Origin of the sequence: Alicyclobacillus tolerans, assembly GCF_048984885.1 — a bacterium.
GTDB lineage: Bacteria > Bacillota > Bacilli > Alicyclobacillales > Alicyclobacillaceae > Alicyclobacillus_I > Alicyclobacillus_I tolerans.
In genome coordinates this window covers 111,273-135,014 of the sequence record NZ_JBMGNK010000002.1, presented here as the reverse complement: position 1 = coordinate 135,014, position 23,742 = coordinate 111,273, and the positions used below count along the sequence as shown (strand labels likewise).

The 23,742-nt window shown below is 44.2% G+C and carries 26 protein-coding genes and 1 pseudogene; 22 read left to right on the top strand and 5 right to left on the bottom strand.

Features of this window, described 5'->3' with window-relative positions:
• The first annotated feature begins 7 nt into the window (after nt 1–7).
• Complete coding sequence (locus ACOJUR_RS00725) at nt 8–682, top strand: VOC family protein (protein ID WP_420950473.1); 675 nt, start codon at nt 8–10, stop codon at nt 680–682.
• A 32-nt stretch (nt 683–714) separates the two neighbouring features.
• On the opposite strand, the gene ACOJUR_RS00720 is transcribed toward ACOJUR_RS00725, so the two are convergent.
• Nucleotides 715–894: a hypothetical protein gene (locus tag ACOJUR_RS00720; protein WP_129583686.1), complete on the bottom strand. Its 180-nt coding sequence runs from the start codon at nt 892–894 to the stop codon at nt 715–717.
• A 180-nt stretch (nt 895–1,074) separates the two neighbouring features.
• On the opposite strand from ACOJUR_RS00720, the gene ACOJUR_RS00715 reads away from it, so the two are divergent.
• The 4 genes from ACOJUR_RS00715 to ACOJUR_RS00700 all read left to right on the top strand — a co-directional run bounded on the left by ACOJUR_RS00715 (nt 1,075) and on the right by ACOJUR_RS00700 (nt 2,706).
• Nucleotides 1,075–1,287, top strand: a complete 213-nt coding sequence (locus ACOJUR_RS00715) for a GNAT family N-acetyltransferase (protein ID WP_083574408.1) — start codon at nt 1,075–1,077, stop codon at nt 1,285–1,287.
• 187 nt (nt 1,288–1,474) lie between these two features.
• Nucleotides 1,475–1,717 carry a hypothetical protein gene (locus ACOJUR_RS00710; RefSeq protein WP_420949006.1) on the top strand — a complete coding sequence of 81 codons (243 nt, stop codon included), beginning with the start codon at nt 1,475–1,477 and terminating at the stop codon, nt 1,715–1,717.
• Between the two features lie 201 nt (nt 1,718–1,918).
• Nucleotides 1,919–2,299: a cytidine deaminase family protein gene (locus ACOJUR_RS00705; protein ID WP_072875345.1), complete on the top strand. Its 381-nt coding sequence runs from the start codon at nt 1,919–1,921 to the stop codon at nt 2,297–2,299.
• A 140-nt stretch (nt 2,300–2,439) separates the two neighbouring features.
• Nucleotides 2,440–2,706, top strand: coding sequence for a hypothetical protein (locus tag ACOJUR_RS00700; RefSeq protein WP_420949005.1), 267 nt, complete (start codon nt 2,440–2,442; stop codon nt 2,704–2,706).
• 274 nt (nt 2,707–2,980) lie between these two features.
• On the opposite strand, the gene ACOJUR_RS00695 is transcribed toward ACOJUR_RS00700, so the two are convergent.
• Nucleotides 2,981–4,245, bottom strand: a protein-coding gene (locus ACOJUR_RS00695) for an IS3 family transposase (RefSeq protein ID WP_420949004.1) whose coding sequence is annotated in 2 segments (ribosomal slippage) — nt 2,981–3,924 and nt 3,924–4,245 — 1,266 coding nt in all. Because the reading frame shifts where the segments join, the coding sequence is not laid out codon by codon here.
• Nucleotides 4,246–4,379: 134 nt separating this feature from the next.
• On the opposite strand from ACOJUR_RS00695, the gene ACOJUR_RS00690 reads away from it, so the two are divergent.
• Both ACOJUR_RS00690 and ACOJUR_RS00685 read left to right on the top strand, forming a co-directional pair.
• Nucleotides 4,380–5,267, top strand: a complete 888-nt coding sequence (locus tag ACOJUR_RS00690; protein WP_420949003.1) for an IS110 family RNA-guided transposase — start codon at nt 4,380–4,382, stop codon at nt 5,265–5,267.
• 86 nt (nt 5,268–5,353) lie between these two features.
• Complete coding sequence (locus ACOJUR_RS00685) at nt 5,354–5,551, top strand: hypothetical protein (protein ID WP_306955528.1); 198 nt, start codon at nt 5,354–5,356, stop codon at nt 5,549–5,551.
• A 742-nt stretch (nt 5,552–6,293) separates the two neighbouring features.
• Here ACOJUR_RS00685 and ACOJUR_RS00680 read toward each other — a convergent pair.
• Nucleotides 6,294–7,004: a metallophosphoesterase family protein gene (locus ACOJUR_RS00680; RefSeq protein WP_420949002.1), complete on the bottom strand. Its 711-nt coding sequence runs from the start codon at nt 7,002–7,004 to the stop codon at nt 6,294–6,296.
• Between the two features lie 99 nt (nt 7,005–7,103).
• Nucleotides 7,104–8,117 carry an IS1595 family transposase gene (locus ACOJUR_RS00675; protein ID WP_420949001.1) on the bottom strand — a complete coding sequence of 338 codons (1,014 nt, stop codon included), beginning with the start codon at nt 8,115–8,117 and terminating at the stop codon, nt 7,104–7,106.
• A 451-nt stretch (nt 8,118–8,568) separates the two neighbouring features.
• Between ACOJUR_RS00675 and ACOJUR_RS00670 the strand changes: the two genes are divergently transcribed.
• The 4 genes from ACOJUR_RS00670 to ACOJUR_RS00655 all read left to right on the top strand — a co-directional run bounded on the left by ACOJUR_RS00670 (nt 8,569) and on the right by ACOJUR_RS00655 (nt 11,457).
• Nucleotides 8,569–9,501 (top strand): CPBP family glutamic-type intramembrane protease, encoded by a 933-nt coding sequence (locus ACOJUR_RS00670; RefSeq protein WP_420949000.1) that lies wholly within the window; start codon nt 8,569–8,571, stop codon nt 9,499–9,501.
• Between the two features lie 314 nt (nt 9,502–9,815).
• Nucleotides 9,816–10,685 carry an alpha/beta fold hydrolase gene (locus ACOJUR_RS00665; RefSeq protein WP_420948999.1) on the top strand — a complete coding sequence of 290 codons (870 nt, stop codon included), beginning with the start codon at nt 9,816–9,818 and terminating at the stop codon, nt 10,683–10,685.
• Nucleotides 10,686–10,720: 35 nt separating this feature from the next.
• A complete protein-coding gene (locus ACOJUR_RS00660; RefSeq protein ID WP_420948998.1) occupies nt 10,721–11,134 on the top strand; it encodes a VOC family protein in 414 nt (137 codons plus the stop codon).
• Between the two features lie 23 nt (nt 11,135–11,157).
• Complete coding sequence (locus tag ACOJUR_RS00655) at nt 11,158–11,457, top strand: hypothetical protein (RefSeq protein WP_420948997.1); 300 nt, start codon at nt 11,158–11,160, stop codon at nt 11,455–11,457.
• A gap of 1,081 nt (nt 11,458–12,538) precedes the next feature.
• Here the strand turns inward: ACOJUR_RS00655 and ACOJUR_RS00650 are convergent.
• On the bottom strand, nt 12,539–14,017 hold the full coding sequence (locus tag ACOJUR_RS00650) for a transposase (protein WP_420948996.1): 1,479 nt from the start codon (nt 14,015–14,017) through the stop codon (nt 12,539–12,541).
• Nucleotides 14,018–14,369: 352 nt separating this feature from the next.
• On the opposite strand from ACOJUR_RS00650, the gene ACOJUR_RS00645 reads away from it, so the two are divergent.
• The 11 genes and pseudogenes from ACOJUR_RS00645 to ACOJUR_RS00595 all read left to right on the top strand — a co-directional run bounded on the left by ACOJUR_RS00645 (nt 14,370) and on the right by ACOJUR_RS00595 (nt 23,637).
• Nucleotides 14,370–14,777 (top strand): cytidine deaminase, encoded by a 408-nt coding sequence (locus ACOJUR_RS00645; RefSeq protein ID WP_420948995.1) that lies wholly within the window; start codon nt 14,370–14,372, stop codon nt 14,775–14,777.
• 204 nt (nt 14,778–14,981) lie between these two features.
• Nucleotides 14,982–15,656 (top strand): MBL fold metallo-hydrolase, encoded by a 675-nt coding sequence (locus ACOJUR_RS00640; RefSeq protein WP_420948994.1) that lies wholly within the window; start codon nt 14,982–14,984, stop codon nt 15,654–15,656.
• A gap of 139 nt (nt 15,657–15,795) precedes the next feature.
• Nucleotides 15,796–15,930: pseudogene (locus ACOJUR_RS00635) on the top strand (SAM-dependent methyltransferase); the annotation flags it as partial.
• A 176-nt stretch (nt 15,931–16,106) separates the two neighbouring features.
• Nucleotides 16,107–16,730, top strand: coding sequence for a YdeI/OmpD-associated family protein (locus ACOJUR_RS00630; RefSeq protein ID WP_420948993.1), 624 nt, complete (start codon nt 16,107–16,109; stop codon nt 16,728–16,730).
• Between the two features lie 205 nt (nt 16,731–16,935).
• Nucleotides 16,936–17,343 (top strand): hypothetical protein, encoded by a 408-nt coding sequence (locus tag ACOJUR_RS00625; protein ID WP_420948992.1) that lies wholly within the window; start codon nt 16,936–16,938, stop codon nt 17,341–17,343.
• A 162-nt stretch (nt 17,344–17,505) separates the two neighbouring features.
• On the top strand, nt 17,506–18,909 hold the full coding sequence (locus ACOJUR_RS00620) for a S41 family peptidase (protein ID WP_420948991.1): 1,404 nt from the start codon (nt 17,506–17,508) through the stop codon (nt 18,907–18,909).
• A 375-nt stretch (nt 18,910–19,284) separates the two neighbouring features.
• Entirely contained in the window at nt 19,285–20,130 is an 846-nt protein-coding gene (locus ACOJUR_RS00615; protein ID WP_420948990.1) for a DUF2785 domain-containing protein, read from the top strand.
• Between the two features lie 165 nt (nt 20,131–20,295).
• Nucleotides 20,296–20,874: a GNAT family N-acetyltransferase gene (locus tag ACOJUR_RS00610; RefSeq protein WP_420950472.1), complete on the top strand. Its 579-nt coding sequence runs from the start codon at nt 20,296–20,298 to the stop codon at nt 20,872–20,874.
• A gap of 299 nt (nt 20,875–21,173) precedes the next feature.
• Nucleotides 21,174–22,109 (top strand): phosphotransferase family protein, encoded by a 936-nt coding sequence (locus tag ACOJUR_RS00605; RefSeq protein WP_420948989.1) that lies wholly within the window; start codon nt 21,174–21,176, stop codon nt 22,107–22,109.
• Between the two features lie 188 nt (nt 22,110–22,297).
• Nucleotides 22,298–22,678, top strand: a complete 381-nt coding sequence (locus ACOJUR_RS00600; RefSeq protein ID WP_420948988.1) for an IS110 family transposase — start codon at nt 22,298–22,300, stop codon at nt 22,676–22,678.
• 608 nt (nt 22,679–23,286) lie between these two features.
• Nucleotides 23,287–23,637, top strand: a complete 351-nt coding sequence (locus ACOJUR_RS00595; RefSeq protein ID WP_306953364.1) for a VOC family protein — start codon at nt 23,287–23,289, stop codon at nt 23,635–23,637.
• Nucleotides 23,638–23,742: the final 105 nt, after the last annotated feature.

The following is a 23,742-nucleotide window of genomic DNA, read 5'->3' as shown; positions in this document are numbered from 1 at the left end:
GTTAAAGATGAGGATTACTAATTTGACGTTACATTGCAACGACGTATCTAAAATGAAAGCGTTTTATAACGGGTTGTTCAACTTCCCTATATCTAAGAAAGGCGCAGATTATATAGGATTTTATGTTGGAACTACTGAATTGGTCTTTAATCAGAATACGGATGAGGACTCATTTTACCATTTTGCATTCAATATTCCTTCGAACCAAATTGAGCAGGCGGTTAAATGGTTAAAATATGTAGGCATAGATGTTTTACCGTATCGTGGCTTAGATGTCGTTCATTTTGGTTCTCCGATTGACGCGGACGCTTGCTATTTTCATGACCCAGAAGGGAACATCCTTGAATTTATTGCGCGATATAGACTCCTTGGTGAATATGACAAACCTTTTCATCCACTCAACGCTTACTGCATAAGCGAAATTGGTATCCCGACTTTCAACGTACTTGAAACTTCTAATAAACTTTGCGAATCGATGAATCTCAGTGTACTCGACGGCGAAAACAGTGACACGTTCACTGCTGTTGGTGATGATGAGGGTACATTTATTGTGGTGAAGGAAGGGCGTGGGTGGCTTCCAACAGGGCGAGAATCAAGACTTTATTCCGTAGAAGTTCATCTGGATAATCAAGCCAGTCTGCTTGTTGATCACCTTGGAAACTTCAATATTGCTTCTGGTTGATTAGTCCTTCTTAGCAGATTGGGGGGCGGAGGTCAAAGGAATCGACCGCATAACGCATCATGATTCAGGTAGCCAGCATGGCAGTTCTTGCGCATAAGGGTAGCGACTTGAAAGCGTCGGTTATCATGCGATGCAAATCCACCCATCCAGGACTGCGGATGCGAACCTGCCATGAAGTGGGAAAGCAGTAATGCGGCCTTGCGATAGCTCACGCGCCATGTAGCCGTGTTAGATAGAGCAAATTCGGCCAGAGTGCTGAATATGATCTTGACGATTGGATATTGCCAGAGGATAGATAAGTGCCGAAATGGGAGATATCACGACTGTTGTTACGAAGATGGTCTAAAAGGGATATTTTGTCCAGGTCACTTATAAACGGTGACCCTGGGGTCATGCCCTCTGTTGAAATTGATTGGCGGCTTGGTCGGTCGTTCTGGGGAAAAGGAAGTGCCACGGAAGCTGTAAAAGAGACTTTACGCTTCGGTTTTAAGAATTGTGGTCTCAATAAGATTATGAGTATTTGTCAGATAAGTAACATTGCATCTGAATGCGTTATGCAAAAACTTGGGATGTATTTTAAACGGGAAATCATAGATTCGTCATGAGGTCGCAGAGTGCAAGTATATGTAATCGGACGCCAAAATCTCTCTGTCTGACAGAAAAGAAAGTCCGGCGTTCTTGAAGAAAAGGTGGCGATTCTGAAACATCGCGGTCGCCTCTAACACTGCATGGAAATATACGGCAGTGCGACCATATTCCGTCGCGATCGGGCAGGTTTACGACAAAACAACAATGTTTTTGGAAGGGAATAGAATTGAAAAAACTGTATGGTTCTTAGGTAGAACAAATCAAGCAATAGTTACTTTGAATAAAGGACAGGCTGCACAATTTACTTTTTATGCACCAATTCAGAAAGTCATTAGTGATTCAAAACTGCTTGATTGCAACAATCCAGAAATTGATTTAAATGGATTGCGAAACAAGGAAATACAGAAACCCCATTTGAAATGGTTGGTGATTTCTGTCTGTATTTAATTCAGCATAATTAATCATTTGTGGGAACAGAAATTCTTGAACTATAGGGGTCTGATCTCGAAGAAGGATTCTTCCTCATGTTTGTATAAAGATCTAAACAGGGATTTTCTGGGATATGTCGTTATCTAGAATTATATCCTTATATTGGTTTTCTAATAAACATGATACATTTAGATAAATGGACTGAGGAGTTTGGTAAATATGGGATTTGAGGAGTTGTATCAAAAGGCTGTATCTGTGTTAAACCCTCGTGAACTATCCGAACATGCTCAAGCGGGAACAGTTGCAGCTGCAATCCTAACGGAAAGCGGGAACGTATATACGGGAGTTTGTATAGATACCGCATGTTCAATGGGATTTTGTGCGGAGCATGCCGCCGCAGCTGCTATGGTGACTCATGGAGAAAACCGTGTGCTGAAAATGATTGCTGTCGGAAGGCGGGGCAATATCATGCCACCTTGTGGGCGTTGTCGTGAATTCATCAGCCAACTTCATGCAGACAATTTAGAGTCCGAGGTTATGGTAGACAGGGATACGGTTGTTACGATAAAAGAGTTACTACCACATGATTGGCGCAAATAGTCAGGGTTTAAATGATTTATCCTGCGACAACGCAGTTGCATGGTCGTGAACCGATGCATAAATTTTCATCTCGTTTGTTAGAGTGATATAGCGCATATGGGCAGCATTGGTGAATAGTACACCGAGGAGTAGATTCTATCATGGGAATCAAGTTTCGAACTATAAATATTGAATTGGATAGTGATAATTTTATCAAATTTCGTAAAGATTCATTTCGTGTTAGCTTTGGTCACGAAGATGATTTTAATGAACAAGAGTACATTGATTTGATTCAAAAACGAACAAAGGAGCTTGAGACGGAGAACGATAAGCTCAATAAGATCTTGGGTGACAAGGATCTGGAGATTGCCATCCTGCGTGACCTGTTAAAAAAAAACGCTCATGACCCTTCGGGACACAGGCTATGATGAAAATGGTCATGGCTTTTTTGTTTGCTAAGAATCTCGCATAATGGAGACGAATCCGACCAGTTCGGTTCTGCTTTGTGGTGGTTTGACCCCGATAAAAAAACTGAATGGACAACCCTCGAAGCACAGGATATTGGACCGAGAGTCCGAGTAAAAAATCTTCAATGTCGGGTTGTCTTCGGATTCATCATTCTGTGGGATGGAGGTTGTCATTCATGATGGAAGCGGATTGACACCCGTAAGTTGGACATAGCTCTCTTTTTCTAGCGTTTTCTTAGACTTTCACATTTTCTTTCGGTTTTAATCCGGTATCACAATGCTTTTTGTGAAACTCGACCGGCGATAAGTAGTGCAGGCTGGAATGCATCCTTCTTTCATTGTAATATTCCATGAATGAAACTACTTCCCGATATGCCTGTGTATAACTCTCAAATTCAAAGCGAGAAAAACAGTCATCTTCCAGTATCCTGTGAAAAGATTCGATATGAGCATTCATATTTGGTGTCTTTGGCGGTATCCGCTCATGCTCCAGCCCAAGTTGTTCACATGTGGATTCAAACAGGTGACTGACAAACTGTGGCCCATTGTCGGAACGAATTACAGGCAACTCGGATTTCCCGTATAATTTTCGTTTCCAGAGCGCACTTTTCAGTGTATTTGCAGCATCTGTAGCCTCGCAGCGCAACCCAATATGGTAGTCCACAATTTGTCTGTCATACACATCAATATACGACAGCACGAAGAAGAATCGATCTTCACCCGTAATATAGCCATACTTAATATCCACTTCGAACAATTGATTCGGACCCGTGATATCTCGGTTTCTAGCCAATTTCCGAGGATGCTTTTCCTTCAATTTGCGTTGTGGCTTAAGGATCTTCAATTCCTTGCAAAGCCGATATACCTTTTTCTTGTTGATAACCAACTGGTACTTTCTCTTTAATAAATAGGTTAACTTGAGATATCCATAGGCAAAACCATCTCCTTCTATTTCATTCATAATCCATTCCTTGGCCTGCTCGTCACTTACCTTGCTGCCATCTTGTGTATAGGTATATTCGGTTACAGGACGCCCTCCAGCAGTCGTTCTCGGCTGTGGTTCATGTGTCTGCTGATAGTAATAGGTGGACCTAGAAACCCCCACGATGCGCAGCACGATGGTGACTGAATACCCGGCTGTGATCCACTTGTGTGCAATAGCTATTTTATCCGCAAGTGAGGGTTGGCTTTTTTTAACAGGTCACGCAAAATGTGATTTTCGAGTGCCTGATCAGCTAATGCCTTTCGTAATTTATCATTCTCAGAAGCCAACTCTGAACGCTCTTCAACGACCTGTTGGTAATCATCTGAAGTGACATGTGTTGGTATACCTTTTGATTTTCCAGGCGTTATACCTGTCTTCTTAAACTCACGAGTCCATCTACCAACCATATTGGCATTTAGATCGTGCTTCCTTGCCACAATAGTAGGACTACCAGTTTCCAGACATTCCTGGACGATCTGTTGCTTGAACTGTGATGAAAATTTCCGTCGTTCCATAAAGACAACCTCCTGTTGCTTCTAGTCTCCTATACTTTAGAGAGGTTGTCCAACCTGATTTCGGGGCTTAAGAGGAAGCCATTCTTGAGCGGTGTGCTGGGCTGGACGTACACCAGGAATCTGTAGTCGCCTGTGTGTTAACAGGCCCACTGGATCGCTCGCCCAAGTCTGAAATCCGGACGTTTGGCACGATGGTTGAGGATCTACTAGCGCTTGCAGATTGGCTCAACGAGAGTGGCTGTACGCATGTCGTTATGGAGAGCACGGGGGTCTACTGGAAGCCCGTCTGGAACGTGCTTGAAGCCTTTGATTTTGAATTGCTCCTCGCCAATGCGCACCACATCAAAAACCTCCCTGGACGTAAGACCGACATGAAAGATGCAGAGTGGATAGCCAAACTCCTTCGCTCTGGTCTCATTGAAGGTAGTTTCGTCCCTTCTCAAGAAACACGGGACCTGCGCGATCTGACTCGGTACCGGAAGAAGCTCGTACAGGATGCTACTTCCGAGAAAAACCGAATTCATCGACTCCTGCAGGATGCAAACATTAAACTGACTACGCATATGTCGGATATCTTCGGGGTATCCGGACGAATTCTGCTACAAAAGATTATGGACGGCGAAGTCATTACATTGGAGTTCCTGGAGTCGGAGATGAAGGGTGCACTACGGCATAAATCAGCCAAATTGCTGCAGTCACTGAACGGTCGCTTACGGAGACATCACCGAGATATGCTGCGATTTTCCTATGAACACCTGCAATTCATTGAGAAGGCCATTCTGGAAGTAGAGCAAGAGATACGCGCTCACATGGCGGATAAGCAGGAAGCTTTTGAACTCATTACGACCGTACCCGGAATTAATGCAAATGCGGCAGCAATCATCTTGGCTGAGATGGGTACCGACATGGAGCAGTTCGGCGGTGACAAACAATTGGCGGCATGGGCCGGACTCAGCCCAGGAAATCATGAGAGTGCAGGTAAAAAAAACGGGTTCGGTCCCGAAGCGGGAACAGTGCTCTAAAAGCAGTGCTTTGCGAATGTGCCTGGGCAGCAGCACGAACAAGAAATACCCGCCTGTCCGCCCGTTATTGGTTATGGGTCCGTAAGATGGGCGTCAAGAAGGCGCTTGTCGCTCTCGCTCATACTCTGCTTCGGATTGTGTACCACATCCTGCATCGTAAAGAACGGTATACAGAGCTTGGTCCAGATTATCTAGATAGTTTCAGGCAACGTAGTGAAGAACGTCGGGAAGCGGACATGATTCGTAGGTTGCAAGAGAAGGGATTCCAGGTATCTAAACCTTGATACCGATGCGAATATCCAGTCATTCCGCGAGACTGTAGTGACAGCCTCTATTTCCGTTCGTCCATATTCGATCGAGACTCTTCAGCTGATACGGACTCATTTTCGTAAAAAATACAATATTAAGTAATAAAATAATATTAAAAAACTATACAACGCGATTACTCAGCAGGATTGCCCCAAAGTCGATACGAACTTAGACGGGGTAAGAAAAAGAAAATCTTGCTGGCTTTGTTATTAAGTCAATAGACCGCCATGCCGCTGGAGTGACACCGGCAGAAGGATGAAAATGGGTTTTTGTCGAATGACACCTTGGTGGCAGGCGAGGGTAGGTAGTTCCATCCTGGTGCCATGAGCCCGCTCAATAGACTGACTACGAAGACCTCGTATATTAAAGTATGTTGCTTCCTTTAGGGAAGCACGCAGGATAGAATAATTTTTATGGTCGTTGCACCAGCCCTTCAATTATGTTATGAAAATTCATTTTAGACAGTTGTGCATATATAGACGCAATATGTGGTTGAACTCAATCTATACCACTTGACGGCACATTCACAATCAACGTTTTGTGGGTTGGTGACTAGTTTGTAAAATACAAAGTTACGATTTCGCTGTGTGAATTTAAAATGTACCATATAATGGGTTGCATACTATGTATTTAAATATTTAGGCTGTTCTCGTAAAGATTGTTGTTATTGACCGCACATAAGGGACTTACGAATCCCGCAACAGTTCAGGAGAGAAATCACGGTCCCTCAGTCGGGGGATTTAACACATGTTCTGCAAAGTCACTCGCCATGGGAACACCAGATTCAAGAATTTGTTTGGCGGCTTTCTGATAATCATATCTTGTTTCACGCAAATCCACTTCAGGACCAATCAACGCCCAACATGCTCCACGAGCCGCTCTTTGAAGTCCAACACTTCCTGCATTGACTATTCGTTTCCCAAATACGGTACGATCAAACTGGATGTGCGTGTGACCGCAAACAATCACAGGTTCCCTAACAGATGAAATCATCGGTTCAATCTCATCTTGAGGCGTATCTTTTCGAATGGCTTCCTCATCACTTCTCGGCGAACCGTGAACGAATAAGACTTCACCTAATCCATCGATGCTTATTGTGACTTTTTCTTGTTGATTATTAAGAAAATCAATCTGTTGCTCCGTAAGTTGATCAGAACACCATTGATTTATCTCTGCGATCCAATTGTTAAGTCCTTGTTCAACTCCATAGCGTTCCCCAACCTCTCTGTCTGCGTTCCCCTTTATGAAATGGATATTCCCACTAAGGGACATTACCCGCTCCATAACCAACTTCGGTTGCGGTCCCCAAGCCAAGTCACCACCGAATACAATCGTATCGACACCACATTTTTCTGCATCCGACAATACAGCATCCAACGCTGAGGCATTACCATGAACGTCATAAATCGCCGCAACTCTCTTTGCCATGACCTAACCTCCTGCTCATCTTCAATTATGTCATTCGGAAATTCAGTTTTGGGCGCTATTGTGGAATTCTGCTTGTTTTGTTAGATAGATCCAGTCAACTTACACTGCTCGTAGGTATCCCACCGTAACGCCACATGCTCGCTTTGACATATTCCTCAATATGGACCGTTTCGCCTCGTATGGCGTTATTTCCTTGTACCGTTCTAAAAAACGGAACCAGAACAGATAGTTATCCAGATACTTGGTGGCAACGCCCTGAAACCGCTCCATCCACTTTTTTAGCCGTCTGTGGTAAGCGTTGACGTGCTGGACGTGGTAGATGCCCTTACGGACATACACACCTTTATGGACGGTAATGACTTCGTGGTGCAGTCCCTTCATTTTTGCAAACGCCACATAATTCTTGGCTGAATCCTTACAAAGCAATGAACCTGGAGCAAGTCGTGTGCCCAACACGGCATCGATCTCCACGGCTGTAATGCGAACATTCCCTGCATTCTGCGAAACGATGTCTCCATTGCGATCCATTGCGACGAGTACACACACCTGTTCTTTTCTTATACCACGCTTCTTTGCCACGCCACCACGTTTCCTTGGTTTGCGAAAGGTCACACGCCTACGTCCTTTGTGAGACTCCAAAAAGAAGGTTTCGTCTGATTCTACGATGCCGTTCAGTGCGTCATGACCCAGCGAACGAAGGGCGTACAGCACCTTATGACGCCAGTAGAAAGCCGTGGAAACGTGGATATGAAGTCTGTTTGCAATTTTGGGCAACGTCATGCCGTCCAACATGTACTCTATGAACTTAAGCCATTTGTCAGGATAATGAGTACCCGCCAGTGGGCTTGATGTCAGGTCATTAAAGGTCTTTCCGCAGTCTTTGCAGAGGTATCTTTGGCGAGAGCGGTATTTGCCGTTGCGTTTAACCGTCTTGCTTCCACAATGAACACATGCCAATCCTGAACTGAATCGGCTGTCTCGAACTTCTTCGGCAACTTTGTCCACCTTGAGCCTTTGCTCAGGAAAAAGCGTATCCTTAATTGCCTCAAACAACTGTATTTTCTCGGCTTCGCTTAGGTCATCAAAGTCTTCGTAAACATGTAGCCAACTCACTCAAACCGCTCCTCGGGGCGTTTTTCCAATATTATACACCGCGTCCCCAGAAGCAACAATTTATGCGGAAACAGCTAATATTTATAACTAAAAAAGGAACGAACAACATGGTTAGGTTAGTATATTTTTTAATGTTGTTACCCATTCCTATCGCTGCCTTGGGATTAATGGAAGAAGGGAAATCGAATTATGTAATTTCATATCTATAGTTTTATCTTTCCTGACATATACAAGAAAAAAATCTATCAGAAAATAAAGTCAATCGTGAGGCGCAATCGTTGGCGTTGAATTGACTCACGTCGCTTGTAAATTGTGCTCTTTCATCGTGAACATGTTTCGAAATCAGACTTGTCACGGTATGAATCTGGGACATACATAGCGAGACGGCGGAAATTGATAGAGACTGGATGAGGTGAAGGAGTCCTAAATCGTATGAAAGGGTGAAGGGTTTATGCCGATACAAAAAAGAGGTTGGAATAGATTGCTTCTCGTTACCGGTTTCTTGATGTACCTCGGAGTCACATTGTGGCTATATCACGGCCCACTTTATACGCTTCTATTACCTACCGGAATGACGGACATCAGCGTTCTATGGAATTATGCTGTGTTCGTCATACTGGTGGGCGTCCTATTCCTCTTTCGTAACTTCATTCCCAATCGAGAAATACCGAAGTTACGAGCAACGTGGCAAAACTTTGGAATTTTGCTTGGGTCAATTGTTTTAACGTTCGGAGTGGCATACGTAGTATGGTTTCATATGGCGTCTTACATGGAATCCCTGATGCAGTCCAAGATTTTCCCTATGTTGTCCCTCGCTGCGAATGCGAGATTCATAAACGCTCTGCTCGGGATAGTCGTGGCGGCGATTTTTGTGAGTATTGCCGTATGGAAACTAAAGGGTTGGAGACTTCAATCCTTCTCTCTATCATGGGCCACTGGATTGTTGTCCTTGGTACTTGTGTTGGTCAGTACGCTCTTAGTTATCGTTCAAGATCGGTTGTTTTCAGTCAAAAACTTAGCGTTTCCGAATGGTAATCTTGTCGATGTGTTGGTTATTTTTGTGTCGCAGTTTTTTATCAATGGTTTGATGGAAGAAACTTATTTTAGAGGTTATATGTTTCCTCAACTGTTGGCGTGGGTTCGAAATCCATACTTGGCTGCATGGATCATGATAGGTTTCTTTGATGCTGCTCACATTCCTCAAAGCATCGTTGCTGGCCATGCCGTGCTTTCTTGGTGGCAATGGTTGTTATGTTGTATGTTTCCGTATATGCCTACTGGGTGGCTATTCTGGGCTATTTACTATCGTACGCGTTCTGTGCTGCCTGGGGCCTTGTTCCACACGTATATCACAAACTGGGCATTGGCTTTCCTGATAAACTGAAAATCGCTCTCGTTTGTCTACTTCTTTTGGCTCTCTGCGAAAAAAGCAAGTGCCTTTTTCAAAATATCATTTACCGCTTCCAGTTTCTATGTTTTCTTTTCTAACTCTTTTATTTCTGCAGTTTTTGGGTCCATACGTTGATATCCGCTACCTACAAATGCTAAGGAACCATGTTCTATGATCTGGCTTCTCCATGTGTGTGAACTGCGTAGCACAAATGGTCGCGCAGAAATAGCACTCGAAGACCAAGCGTTTATTCAGTGAGCGTTCAATAGCGTTACAGACAGAAAAACGAGGAGGGATAGTATGCACACTTGTTTGTTGAGGACGTTGGGAACAAAGCCGTACCTCCACTACTTTACCTTCATGGCGGTCCAGGAACTGGCTCATATGACTTCGTTGTGTTTCAAAAGGAGCTATTGGCTGACAAGGTGCGGTTAATTGCAGTTGACCAACGAGGCGTCCTTCGTTCTCCTCAAATTAAGGACAACAATGAGTTTGGTTTGCATGACCTGGTGACTGATATTGAAGAAATTAAACAGTCGTTAGGAATTTCTAGTTGGTCAGTTCTTGGACATTCGTTTGGCGGATACTTGGGCGCATTGTACGCCAATCTTTATCCATCATCAGTAGACAAATTGATTTTTGAAAATGCGACATTCCATTTGGGACTGTCTGAAAGGTCTCTTTTACAAGGGGCAACCATGGAATACAGCAAGTTGGGGAAGCGAGACATGGCAAAAGCATGTTTGGATTTGGCATTTTCCTCCCCAAGCAAATCAGCTTCCGAATTATGGCTTGAATTTACCGAGTTGACTAATGGACTCGATGAGCATAGGAACTCTCTATATGTTCATGCCATCGATAAGGATTTTTTTGAACAGCTTGTAGAGCAGTCTCCCTTATCGTCCGAAGAATGGAGCAAGGCAGGCACACATCAGCAAAAATTGTTTGATGAAGGAAAGGTGTTTGATTCTCTTTTAGGGAGTATACCAACCCAATCCACGTTACTCCTTAAAGGCAGATTTGATTATGTCATGAGTTTGGACCAGATTCATGCTTACATAACAGGAAATCCAAAGACAGATGTCATCGTGTTCGACAATAGCGGGCATTTTCCACATGCTGAGGAACCACAAAAATTCGCTTCAGAAGTTATTCGTTACGTACATGATGAGATGTAATTTTTTATTCACGAATGGGATATTTACCGAAATGAGTGACTTTGGTAACTATTGGAGCATGGGATGTACCCAAACTGCGATCTTTTTATAAGAGATTGGGTTGGAAAGAAACCGATTGGAGTTCGGATAACTACTCAGTGTTCAAAAACGCGGGCTGTATGTTTTCAATTTGGTCGATTGACGAGTTGTCCAAGGACGCAGAAACAACGATTCCTAGTGACCCTGGGTTTTTCAGGGGTGTTACATTGGCTATAAACTTAGAAACACGTGAACAAGTGGATGTTGTGCTGTCAGAAGCGGAGGCAGCAGGAGCTCACGTTAATCGTCCTGCAAGCGATAGATTTTGGGGTGAAAGAAGTGGTTGTTTCGTAGATCCTAAGAACAACGCATGGAAAGTAGCGTATAATCCGAACGCTACATTTGACGAAAAGGGTGCAATGTTGAAATGAAGGGCTAAAGGAGGTGAATGGATTTGGAAAGTTCGTCTCCGAAATTGCCTCTAACGTATGAAGAAAAAGTCCATTTACGGGGATCAAGAACTAAATTAAAGGACATTGAACGAGCTTACCCAACAGAACTCGCCAATGTTTTGGGTTCGACTCTTGAAAGAGCCCAATTGCTTTGCCCTTGCATCATTTCAAACCAATCTAATTATTGGTCCGAGGGCTGGACAGCGGGTGCTGGACTTAGTGTACTATTCCTAGCAAATGATTTCCTTGCTGCGTTAAAGGGGCAAGGACTGAAGAAGTTGGATGCCACGGTTCTTGCATGAAAATTCATTACTGTTGGGGACCCGCAAGGTCGCTATTGGGCAGATATACTGAACAGCGAATCTCATCAGCAAAATAGTATGATTTGTGGAATTAGTATGCCGTGTGTGTCGAGGAGGAATTGGGATCGAGAATTATGCATTACTGCATTGCGTACCTATTGGTGGACAAACTCCGCATCCAAAAAATGGACTATTCTTAGATGTGTTGCACCTGATATACATGGAATCATGGGGGTTCCCAAGGGTTTTACGCACTTTAAAGACCCGGATCCCGATGGAGTAAGTCACATAAACTACGTTCGGTTTTGCGATACGTATAGAGACTTCATGAAAGATCAGCCGTTTTACCTCGGTTATCGGAGCGGCGACGGCTATAGGATGTCAATCGAAGAAATGTACAATAAAGGTAATGGAAGAGCAGCTAAAGTCGAAGGGTGATACAGTGAAGTTTCGAATTACACGTGAGAACTACTGGTTTTCTTTTTTGGGGATTATGGTTGGCGAGTTTATATTCAGCGGTCTTTTTCGTAGAGGTCCTTGGTGGCTGGTTGTCATCATTGCCTTGTTATGGGTTGTGGCAGGCTGGTTTGTTGGTTCGTGGCTGTGGAATCGGCTCTTCCCGTGTTATCTCACTCTCACTGATACGGCTCTCTGGGTGGGAACAATTCACTATGCAATTGATTCAATAGAATCCATTTCAATGTCAATAAGGAAAAAGATAAGCATTGAGATTTATTTTAATTTTCCATTGAACCCTGTACGTATTAGACTCTGGAGGACGGAGCACTCTGCACTAAGGACTCAATTCAAACAGTGGGCAACCGTTCACGGGGTGACGTTTCAGGAATTTGCCTAAATGCATAACTATCCAACCTTCTGTGACAGAGGGATCTTCAGAGCCGATGCCAAAATTGCTTTCGTGGTCTAACGGAGCAACGAGAAGTAAACTCTAATCGTCCAAAATTAGAGGAAACTCACTGTGATTCTGCTCCATGACTGTGGATATGTTCGTCATTGGCAAAATGGACGCACGAAAACTGTGGATAAGGTCTGCCAATCAAGGTTTTTGTGATGGCTGTTGTCATTGAGCCCGCTTCAGTCGACTTCGTGTCCACCCGCGGTTTACTGTTCCAGTTTGAGTGTAGGCGCAGTATGCCATCACATGCATACAGAGCATGCACTGGTCAACGTGAGCCTCTACCGCCTTACGTCCACGTTTGTGCACACGCCGTAAACTGTATCCATCTTTCAGCATCCCAATAATTCGCTCAATCCCTGTACGGGCGTCATACAACGTATCGAATGTACGGCTGTGCTGTGGGAACTCAGGGTCAACCTGAGGTGTTGTCTCAAAATCAACCCGAAGCACCCGACCCTGGGTGGCACCGCTACAGCACTGGATGTGTTTGTGGTGCGGGCAGACAAGCCCTTTCTGTTTCGCCTGAGGATTGTGAACTGGACACGTGAATATGTACTGCTCCTTTTTGAGGTCGGATCCTTTTAACTCCATCTTGTGTCCAGCAATGCAATGTGGCACCCCGTAGCGGTCAATCATATCAATTCCACGGACATCGCTCGGTTTGTCCTGGCGACCCCTGGGATTAATGGGAGCAACCAGTTTTGCCCCAAGTACATCCCTTGTTGCCTGCTGGTTCCTTGGACTCTGGTAAATCCCATCGGCAAGTACATATTGCACAGACTGTACCTGTTCCTCAAACTCAGCTTTGAATCGCTCAAGTGTAGGTAGCAAGGTAAAGGCATCGTATTCCTCTCCCTTGCACACTTCTCGGGTGAGTGGAAGTTGTCCCTTGGCGCCACTGAGTAACGAAACTTTGTGGCCAATGTAGGATACGGCGTTACTCTTACGAACAATGCCTACGTTATCGTCCGTGGGGACGGCAGGGCAATCACAGTCTTCTTTGTGGCGACAGGTTTTCATCTGTTTTCCGTAGGTCGCCTCCGCTTCAACATGCGTTGTATCGGCGACCAAGGTATCCTCAACCTCTAACACACCCTGCTTCAGGTTGAACGCAACGACCAGCCGTCGAGCCTTATCCCATAATCCGAAGTTTGTCATGATTTCGTCGAAGCGGGCAAACGAGCGGTAACTGGGGAGTTTGCCTGTAAACCCGCAAGCTTCAGCAAACAACGGGTTGGAGCGAACCTGTAGGTAGACACTCTCAGCCATGCTCTCAACGTATAGCAATCGGGCCAACTCGAACGCCCGCATCATAGGCATAAAGTCGTGAGGCTTGCGGCCTGAACGACTTCGCGTGACTGTCGACGTATTAACCGCCTGTTCCATTGGTGTGGGGAGTTCTAGCCCAAGAGCAGAGTTGGTGACGTTGCTGGTTCCGTCCGACCGATTTATCCGTTCCTCACGCAACGAGTCATATAGATGCCAGTAGTATTCCTGCTCAATATTTCGGAAGATGTCCCAAGGGAAAGTCAGTGCGGGGATAACAAACGGAACATCCATATACTGTTCCCATTGACGGGGAATCAAGGGGAAAGGAACCAAACCAGATTGCGCGTGTTGTGATATACTGGATTTCGCCATGGAGCTTCTCCTTTGTTGTGAATGGGTTTTGGTCGACTTAATTCTACCAAAAGAGGGTTCCGTGGCGTATTTATATCTAGCACCAACTCGACGATTTTCATCCACCATGATTTACCTTGTATAAACATTCAAATACTATCGATAAACATACAATTCACATGACTTGGATAGACCCATGGACTCTCTGAAACGCCTGTAATAAAGTTCTCTGATCATTCCGTTTTTCTTTGGCGAAATAAAGTGAGTCGTATCTTACATTCAAGATACCTGTTGTAACGGCAATTATTTAATTTTGGCACTGGCTCTCAGGTAATGGGCAGGAAAACTCAAAATGAAATCAGGAGGAACCCTCATGGATATAGAACGAAAACTGCACGATGCGGCAGTTGAATTAATCAAGACAAGGTATCCGAATGGTTGGGGCGGTGCCGCAGCCATGTATACGAAGGGTGGGCGGATTCTAACAAGTGTCGCACCCGAAGTGCTTGTTGATGCAACCAACGTATGCATTGAGACTGGAGCAATTCTGGAGGCTCATAAATTTAATGATCCAGTGACCCATTCCATTTGCGTGGTTCGTGACGATGAAAATTCGAAGTTCAAGATTTTGACTCCGTGCGGTATTTGCCAGGAGAGGTTGTTCTACTGGGGAGAAGATGTGAAGGCAGCAATCTACACGGAAAACGGCGAGTTGATTTTTAAGACACTGAAAGAGATTCAACCATACCATTGGGCAAAGGCGTATCCTGATGAGATTTAGGGAGCGTGAAACATGCAAGTATTAAAGAGGTTATCAAATCGCATTCTATATCTGCCTCCAGTACAAGAAACAGACCGCCCAATCTTGGGTGCAATTAGCGGTTCGGAAAGAACACTTTTAATTGATGCTGGTAACTCGGTAAACCATGCTAAGCAATTTTGAGAACAGCTATCGGCTGTCGGCATCCAGGGTGATTGGTTAGCGTTGACGCATCATCACTGGGATCATGTATTTGGTATAAGTGAGGTCGGATTGCCCACCATTGCTCATCAGAAAACAAGAAATGAATTGAAAAACATGAAGCAGATTTCCTGGTACGATAGTGATTTAGAACGGGGACTCAAGGAAAGGACCATTAGTCAGTTTGCTGTCGATGCAATAAGAAAAGAATTTGGGAATGAACGAGATATTGAACTTTGTCTTCCTGAGATTACGTTTGAGACAAGACTTGAGCTGGATTTGGGTGGAATCACCTGCTTAATTGAACATGTGGGCGGAGATCATGCAGATGATTCCTGTGTCATTTACATCCCTGAAGAAAAGACTCTGTTTCTTGGTGATTGCATATGTGCCCTTATTGCTCCTGACGCTTTGAGTTACACGGTTGAGAAATCCCTGAATCTTGTGGATCGACTCGAAAAATTTGATGCAGAATTTATCTTTTATTCTCACCATGATGTCCCATTAAGCAAACAGGAGTTTAACTATGAGTTAGATGTTGTCAAGAATGTGGCGCTCCTTACGAAGGAGTTTAAGAGTGACGAATCGTCAATTATAAAAGAGTTATCTAACCGTTTTGAACGTGAACTGTCTGATGACGAAGTAGAGACCATCTCGTTTTTTATAAATGGGTTGGGTCACGGAGAAGATTTATACTAATTTTCACTAAATGACTAAGTGGATCGTTATTGACCTTATGGGGGCTGATTTCGAAGAAGGATTCGTCCCTGTCACTATATAAATATACACTAAGGGATTCTCTGGGTTCTGGCGTTCTCGGGCAGGAAACTGCATTGGACACACATTAGAGGACCAAATCCAAGGTCAAATTGACGCTGGGTTTGTAATAACGGGTCTTTATGAAGACGATTTTGGCGGCAGCAGACCGTTGGACAAGTATATCAAATGTTTTATTGCAACGAGAGCCGTGAAAAGAACACTGATCTGGTTCTTCTGTCGCATACGGAGAGCGAAACTGCAGGAGTCATCGTTGAACGGCTGGTGTATTATTATACAGACAGCCAGCTCTGCAGTTCTTGCGCAATCGAAGCAGGAATGTCTAATAATAAGAATTCACTTCGATGCGTTATGAATGAGGGGTACAGATAGATGACACCCCAAAGAACGAATCCAAAGATTGATGCCTATTTAAGTGAAGGATGTATGCGTTGCAGGCTGGGCGGTACTCCCAACTGCAAAGTCCATAGTTGGCAGGAAGAATTGAAGAAACTTAGAGCGATTCTTTTAGATTGTGGACTGACTGAAGAATTGAAGTGGTCTCAACCTTGTTACACGTATCAGAAACGGAACGTTCTTATAATGGCTGCATTTAAAGACTACTGCGCAATAAACTTTTTCAAAGGTTCTTTGTTGAAAGATACCAACGGTATTTTAATCGAACATACACAGGCGGGTCGGCAGATTCGGTTCACAAACATTCGAGATATAGTTGAGATGGAGCCTATCTTGAAAGCTTACGTTTACGAAGCTATTGAAGTTGAAAAATCTGGCTTGAAACCGCATGTTGAAAAGAATCCAGAACCAATTCCTGAAGAGTTCCAAAAGAAACTCGATGAAATCCCTGCCTTGAAAACTGCTTTTGAAGCATTGACACCAGGAAGGCAGCGGGCATACATCATCTATTTTTCAGCCCCCAAACAATCCAAAACTAGGGAGTCAAGAATTGAAAAATACATGCAACAAATTCTCGACGGAAAGCCATTTTATAAATGATTGATTTATTCTTGCGAATTCACGGGGCGTACCTCTCACAATAGATTCCGCCCAAATCTGCATGTATTTGCATCGGGCGACACACAAAGCTTGTTGCAAAATAGGGCAGAAGAGTGCAGCACCGGTTGTATAGAGTTTGTCCTATGGATGATGGCGTAAATGAAGAGATAAGCATGCCAAGAGACATGAAAGCGGGTGGTCGGATTTGAAAAACGTGTTATGGGTTCTATTGGGATTCGTACTAGGCGTCGGTGGTTTTTGGTTCGCTACTTATACTCCTGGGTCGAGTGTAGTAAAGCCAACTAGCCCAACCAACGTCGCAATATTGTTCAGTCAGGCAGTGAACGATAACAGCCTTTACAGCGTAAAGGAACTAATGACTCCGGAGACCAAGAATGGCTTTACCCCTGCTGAAATGAAGGCAATCAGAAAATATGTGAGGGCAGGTACGAAGGCAGAAAGTGTTGGGGAAGGATTTAGAACTTACGAGGTAGTAACATTCGGAAAGCAAAGCACACCCATTACACTGTTGCTTGCCCCACCACTCACCACTATAAAGAGCCACATGTGGGCGATACAGGGAATAACGACAGGTGCATTCTCTTCTAAATGAACACTTTAGAGGCAATGTAGAACAAGGGCAACAAACGCTGATTACATGGATATGCAGCGGTCGGGATTGCCCAGTTCCTGCGCTATGGGGCAGAAAGGTTTAATATGGATGAAATCGCATTCATTAATATATAACATGCTGCTGTGCCAGGGGGTGGAGGAGTTGCATAATCGATACATTACCACACTGGGAGTGGTTCTAATTGTTTCAAGTGGTTTTTTTGTTCCAGGTAGTTCAACGCAAACACCCCAAACCAAGCATGAAGCGACACCGTCATCTGCTTCGATAAATCTACTGAACTTAAAGCCAGTTGGAAAGCCAACTGTAGCCGAAAAACGGGCGGTATTCAACCGAGTTTGGAAATTGTTTAGTGTGCACTATCCTAGCTTCTCCTTTAAGGTCGTAAACTGGAAGAAGGAGAAGACCATTTATGAGCCAAAAGCACTGCGTGCTAACACATGGAGCAAGTTTTTTGGAGAAATAAATGAGATGATACTCACCTTACATGATTATCACAGTGGTCTTGTCAATGCACCTTCTACTCCCTATTATTCTCCAGCAATCCTCACCCAATATGTAGACAACCAACTGGTTGTAGTAGCGGCTCCTCAGGCGTCAAAAATCCGACCTGGGATGGTTGTTTTAGGAACGAACGGGGTATCAATTAATAACTTCATGGACGGCATCGGTGTTCCGTCCACTCAGGTGCCTGATTTCTTTCGACCACTAGGATTTCAAATTAGAGATGTATTTCTAGAGAACTCTGATAGACCAGAGGAAATTACCGTATATAACCCGAAGAGCGGCAACGTATTATCTGAGACGTTGCCTGTATACGATCATTCGCATCTACAAGCAATATGGAATCATTTTGCTAAGCAACATCCGGTTGTAATGAGTCAGTTTGGAAATTCTCCAGCATTCAATATTCGTAGCCTGGGTGGTGGGATTACATACTTAAAAATCTCTAGCATGGACAGCAATTTATGGCAGCAACTTGAAAGTCACATGAATGAAATTGTCCACTCTAAGGGACTTATTATTGATTTGCGAAACAACGGCGGTGGCAATTCCGCTCCCGGAAGTTGGTTTGCGCAGCATTTCTATTCAAAACCGACGACGGCCCTAGAACGTCGACCAAGTGCGAATGTTCCTTGGATCCCAGAGATTCTGCAACCGTTATTACCTCGTATATCAGTTCCCACTGCGGTTCTAATCAACGGCGAAGATTGGTCATCCGCCGAGATGTTTATTGCACAACTGGAAGCGGCACCGAATGTGGAGACATTTGGATCGAGAACTATGGGCGCTGACGGAAACCCAGTGTTTTATCCTGTGATGAATGGAGTAGAGGTTAAAATTTCTTCATGGCAGGAAAGGGTCACGAGTACAGGGTTACCAATAGAGCAATTTGGGATTACTCCTGAAAAAGAAGTTCAGGAATCATATACCAATTTTCTTAAAGAACTAAGTCTGTCCTACGATAATAAGGGATCAGCACAATATGATGATGTGCTTCAGAAGGCAAATGTTTGGGTCAGATCTAAGATTCAATCTTCTGACTGAATCGGGACTATAGTTGAATAAAGACTTGATTTTGCCCGTCTTTTACCCATGCCCACAATTCTGTTGTGCTTGTAGCGCGTAGGGATAGTTGCCGTCATGATGGACCAGTGTCGCGGTCCTCTAAGTCTTGCTAAACGTTCGTTGGTTGACTCAACGACGATTACGGGCCGGTGTTTGCACCGATTCACGACCAGATCTATTAAAAGTTTAGGTTGGGTTCATCCGATTGCTATTGCAGTAACGGGCAGTATGACAGAAGAACAACTCATATAGAATTTTGAGATTCAAATTAAAATCATTGAGAGGGACAATGTAGTAACGTGGTCCAACCCGTCTCGCGTTATCCGTTGTCTACATCCTTACATGGAGGACCTAATGACGCAGAATCAATCAAACAATGCGGAATTATTATTACAAATAATAGATAGTGACTGCCGACTTCCTACTGGCTCGGACCCGTTGGCGTTCTGTCTGGCATTGGTCGAAAATTTTCGTTCAACTGACGCTCGCTTACGAGATAGACTGTCCTACTCTCTGTTGGCACGTTTGCTGACGGAATATCATGTCTTAAGCGTCCTGGACCGTCAGACGCTATTAAAGGTGGCACTGGATGACCAACACCTGTTCTATCGAATTGGTGAATCCGGAACCGATTCAGTCTTTATACGAGCCTTCTCCATTCTTGTTGTCCCGCTAATTCTTAATCCTGACATAGAACATCAGCAATTGAGTGAGGACTTCGTGCACGATACCATTCGCAGTGTGTTGTCCTATGCGCGAGAGGAACGCGACCGTCGCGGCTACATCGACGGTAAAGGTTGGGCTCATACCATTGCACATACCGCGGATGCACTAGACAGTTGCGCTCAGCACCCATTTGCCACCGAGAGCGAGCGGTTGGACGTGCTCCACCGTGTGGCAGATTTGGCAACAGTCGCAAATCCTATCTATTTCCAAGAAGACGACAGACTGGCGTTTACAGCAAGTCGAATCATCGAAAAGGGATGGGTCACCGCCAACGCATTGGAGGATTGGATGGGGCGGTTTATAAAGCCAGAAGGACCTGAACCGGACGACACCATCCGACTCACGAATTTAGAACACTTTCTTCGCAGCCTATATTTTCTTTTGAAGTGGAAACAAGTCGATAGTGGATTGATTGAAAAAGTCGATGAACGGTTGCGCGCGCTCAGTTGGTACGTCCAAGCGAACGTGCTCTAATTCATAGAGTAGGAGAGAAGGTTTTTGGGCTAATCGAATTGGGTCGACTATCATGCATAAATACCCATTTTGTGTGAACAGCAGTTAGTGAACTCAAGGGCAGAAGCGTCGAATACCATTTATTATATTATAAGCAAAAGACCCTAAGGAGTTAATAAATGGGAGATCAGACCGATCGAGTTATTGGGACAAAGAGTTAAAATTTTTCCTATGGAAACTAAGCACACCGAAGAACTGTTTGCGGCGGGTGGTAGTCTCGATATATGGACGTATATGCCAATGGTGGTGCAAACGTTCAGAGATATGGAACGACTTGTAAACGACGCATTAAAAGAACGAGAACAAGGGACTCAGTTTCCGTTCGTAATTTTTGATAAGGACGCCAGCAAGCTTGTTGGAAGTACTCGCTTTCTGGATATATCCGCCACGAATAGAAGCCTCGAAATAGGCTGGACGTGGCTGTCTCCAAGCGTTTGGAGAACAAAAGTGAATACAGAATGTAAATATCTGTTGTTCAAACACTGCTTTGAAACACTTGGCACAATCCGTGTTCAGCTAAAAACAGATTCTCGTAATCTTCGTTCACAAAAGGCTATTGAAAGGCTGGGTGGCGTAAAGGAAGGAGTAATTCGTAATCATCGGATTTTAAGCGATGGGTACCGTAGGCATTCCGTTTACTATAGCATGATCGACGAAGAGTGGTTAGGGGTCAAAGAAAAACTGGAAGGTTTCTTGGACGAATGAAGTGACACCTCCGGAGTTAAACGTCTCAAAGATGGGACCTTTGCCATATAGGGCATGCCCTCATTATTCCGCACAAGGGCGTGAAACTACGAGAGTCCCTATCTCTCGGCTGGTGTATTATCACACAAAGCGCAAGCATTGTAGGTCTTACGCATTCGGGGCGAAACCGCCATAGTCATCGAGAAGCCGGTGTGTATGATTATTCAAGTGCCTGTCGAACGAGGTCCTGCAGTTTCGGGCCGGTTTGCGACAGAATGATTCCCTGTGTAAGTGCGGTACGGAACAAAGGGAGACAACCGATGGATGAACTCACAGACTATGACAAATTTGAGCAAGTTGTTACCAGGTTAGATCCTGGGTCCAGATTGCTCCATATGTGGATGTTGAAAGGTGGTATCTCAGCGCAAGTAAGCGCACTAGAGATCCTATGTTCTAATGGTAAAACAAAAAGGGTAGTCGTGCGCCAGTATGGAGACATGGATGTCAACCAAAACCCACAAGTTGCGTCCAACGAATTCAAACTTTTGCAATTACTCAGGTCTGCGGGATTACCTACTCCGAAATCGTATTTTTTCGACGAATCGAGCGAGATCTTTGCCAAGCCATACGTAGTTATTGAATTTATGGAGGGGCAGAATGGAATCGACTACATACCACCCGATGTACCCACTATGATGTCTAAGTTAGCAGAGTGTCTTTCGAAAATTCACAAAGTCCAGTACCTAAAACAACATGAATCATTCCTACGTAAACAAATAGATGTGTTAGGAAAACTTCTTGCTGGGAGACCCGTAATCCTTGATGAAACCATGGAAGAAGGGCGAATTAGGGATACTTTGGAATTGTGTTGGACGAGTCTCCAGAAAAACCAAGAAGTTGTATTGCATGGAGACTTTTGGATAGGGAATACATTATGGAGAGAGGGCGAACTGGTTGCTGTAATCGATTGGGAAGATGCTGCTTTTGGCGATCCGCTTGCTGACCTCGCTAACGGACGACTTGAAGTTTTATGGGCATTTGGAACTGATGCCATGCATGAATTTACACGGCAGTATCAATTCAGAATGCCAAGTATTGATTTCACAAACCTTCCTTATTGGGATCTCTGCGCTGCTTTAAGACCCATCGCAAAGCTCTCAGACTGGGGCTTGGACGAGATGAGAGAAAAACAAATGCGTGATAGGCTAAGATGGTTCGTCTCACAAGCATTCCATACACTGTCCCTTTTGAACTAAAGGGGGCAAAAATTCAAGTTCCCTGAGTTCACCTGTTGTATGATTATACGGTGGCGTACACTTTCGGAATCTTGCGCATTTGGGCAGCATTCCTGTAATCAATCAAAATCGGGTTTGAGGCAATAAAAAACTCCTGATAGTGTTGATGTTGTCCAAACACACCACTCATCAGGATGTAGATCTACACCATGAGTATAACCCAGAATAGCAAGATTCGCAGGATTTCAGATTCAACCTTGGTTGTCGGTGCAGACATTGCCAAAAAGGTTCACGTGGCTCGCGCTGCTGATGTACGGGGCGTGGAGATCGGGAAGCCGCTGACGTTCGAGAACACCAGGCAGGGATTTGGAAGGCTTCTCACATGGATTCAATCGCTCATAATTGACCATAGCTGTGACAACGTCGTGTTCGGCGTCGAGCCGACGGGGCACTATTGGATGAACTTGGCTCAATTCCTACGCCGAGAAGGGATTCAGGTTGTGCTGGTGAATCCTCACCACATCAACAAGAGAAAAAAGTTAGAGGATAACTTGCCTCTTGTGAAAGACGACAAAAAACATCGAGCCTAAAATCCCAACTTGTTTTTATACGGATTTACGGATTCTCATGAATTTTAGGGAGTGAACCTAGGAAAGCCAAACGGAGCATACAAAACAGGCTTGACAAGTGATTTCCAGAATATACAGAGGTCAGATCTGTTCTAGAATTGGTCGGCCCTATCGAGAAGGGGATGGAAGAGAGACCAGGACGATTCTCTTTTGGCTACCATTATTCTAGATTTAAGAATTTTCTGACTACACTAAAATGATACTGTTCCAAAAAATTATTTTGAATATATATTTAGAGGAATTTTGAATTTAATATAGAATATGTAAAATTAGTTGGTTTTTTTCAACAGGGTCAGAGTACTGGACACTCTCTCCAGTGTTAAAGCGCAGGGGCTCCTTTCAAAAAGTTTCGTAAGAATGTCGACATTGAGCTTTCGGTATTCGGCACCACTGATTACTGGAATCATTTACGGAATCTTACGTAAACTTTCCTATCTTAATCTGACTATCGCAGTATAAAACGCTAAAACGTGATTTCAGGTAGGAATTTGGGGTTCTTGTCTCTGTCACCTGATTTAACCAACAGGTATGTTCATTCATAGTAATTCTCCCATTGGAGGTGTCTGAAAATGATAGGTGAAATCAGTTCAATCATATTGCTTACAAATGACGTCGAATCATTGGCGGAATTTTATCATCGAGTCCTCGGGTTCGAACTCAACTCCATGGTGAGTACCAAGGATTACAAGGAACTTGATGGAGAAAGTATTGCTATCAGCATTGCTGCTGCGCAATCCGAAGTGGTTGCTGGCTCCTCGCTGGCCATTGGGATAGACGTAAAAAATATGCCAAAGGCTATAGCTGCTTTAGAAAAGGCGGGGGTTGAAATAACTCATCAGACTGACGGTCCATATGTCAGCATCCGGTCGTTTCGGGATCCCGCGGGGAATTTGGTGAGTCTCATTGAACGCCACTACTAAATATCAATGAACTCTTCCTCATTCGTGGTGTTTGGCGGTGATTTGGTCTATGGCTGACGTCATCAACGGTCTGCAAGGAGCCATTCCTGTAATGAATTAATTTCG

Excerpts from the sequence above, each read along its gene's own strand:
- ACOJUR_RS00670 (WP_420949000.1), top strand. The coding sequence starts at position 8,569 with ATGCCGATACAAAAAAGAGGTTGGAATAGATTGCTTCTCGTTACCGGT.
- ACOJUR_RS00600 (WP_420948988.1), top strand. The coding sequence starts at position 22,298 with ATGAGTATAACCCAGAATAGCAAGATTCGCAGGATTTCAGATTCAACC.
- ACOJUR_RS00650 (WP_420948996.1), bottom strand. The coding sequence starts at position 14,017 with ATGGCGAAATCCAGTATATCACAACACGCGCAATCTGGTTTGGTTCCT.
- ACOJUR_RS00710 (WP_420949006.1), top strand. The coding sequence starts at position 1,475 with ATGTTTTTGGAAGGGAATAGAATTGAAAAAACTGTATGGTTCTTAGGT.
- ACOJUR_RS00630 (WP_420948993.1), top strand. The coding sequence starts at position 16,107 with ATGACACCCCAAAGAACGAATCCAAAGATTGATGCCTATTTAAGTGAA.
- ACOJUR_RS00725 (WP_420950473.1), top strand. The coding sequence starts at position 8 with ATGAGGATTACTAATTTGACGTTACATTGCAACGACGTATCTAAAATG.
- ACOJUR_RS00615 (WP_420948990.1), top strand. The coding sequence starts at position 19,285 with ATGACGCAGAATCAATCAAACAATGCGGAATTATTATTACAAATAATA.
- ACOJUR_RS00605 (WP_420948989.1), top strand. The coding sequence starts at position 21,174 with ATGGATGAACTCACAGACTATGACAAATTTGAGCAAGTTGTTACCAGG.
- ACOJUR_RS00645 (WP_420948995.1), top strand. The coding sequence starts at position 14,370 with ATGGATATAGAACGAAAACTGCACGATGCGGCAGTTGAATTAATCAAG.
- ACOJUR_RS00680 (WP_420949002.1), bottom strand. The coding sequence starts at position 7,004 with ATGGCAAAGAGAGTTGCGGCGATTTATGACGTTCATGGTAATGCCTCA.
- ACOJUR_RS00715 (WP_083574408.1), top strand. The coding sequence starts at position 1,075 with ATGCCCTCTGTTGAAATTGATTGGCGGCTTGGTCGGTCGTTCTGGGGA.
- ACOJUR_RS00685 (WP_306955528.1), top strand. The coding sequence starts at position 5,354 with ATGGGCGTCAAGAAGGCGCTTGTCGCTCTCGCTCATACTCTGCTTCGG.
- ACOJUR_RS00705 (WP_072875345.1), top strand. The coding sequence starts at position 1,919 with ATGGGATTTGAGGAGTTGTATCAAAAGGCTGTATCTGTGTTAAACCCT.
- ACOJUR_RS00595 (WP_306953364.1), top strand. The coding sequence starts at position 23,287 with ATGATAGGTGAAATCAGTTCAATCATATTGCTTACAAATGACGTCGAA.
- ACOJUR_RS00700 (WP_420949005.1), top strand. The coding sequence starts at position 2,440 with ATGGGAATCAAGTTTCGAACTATAAATATTGAATTGGATAGTGATAAT.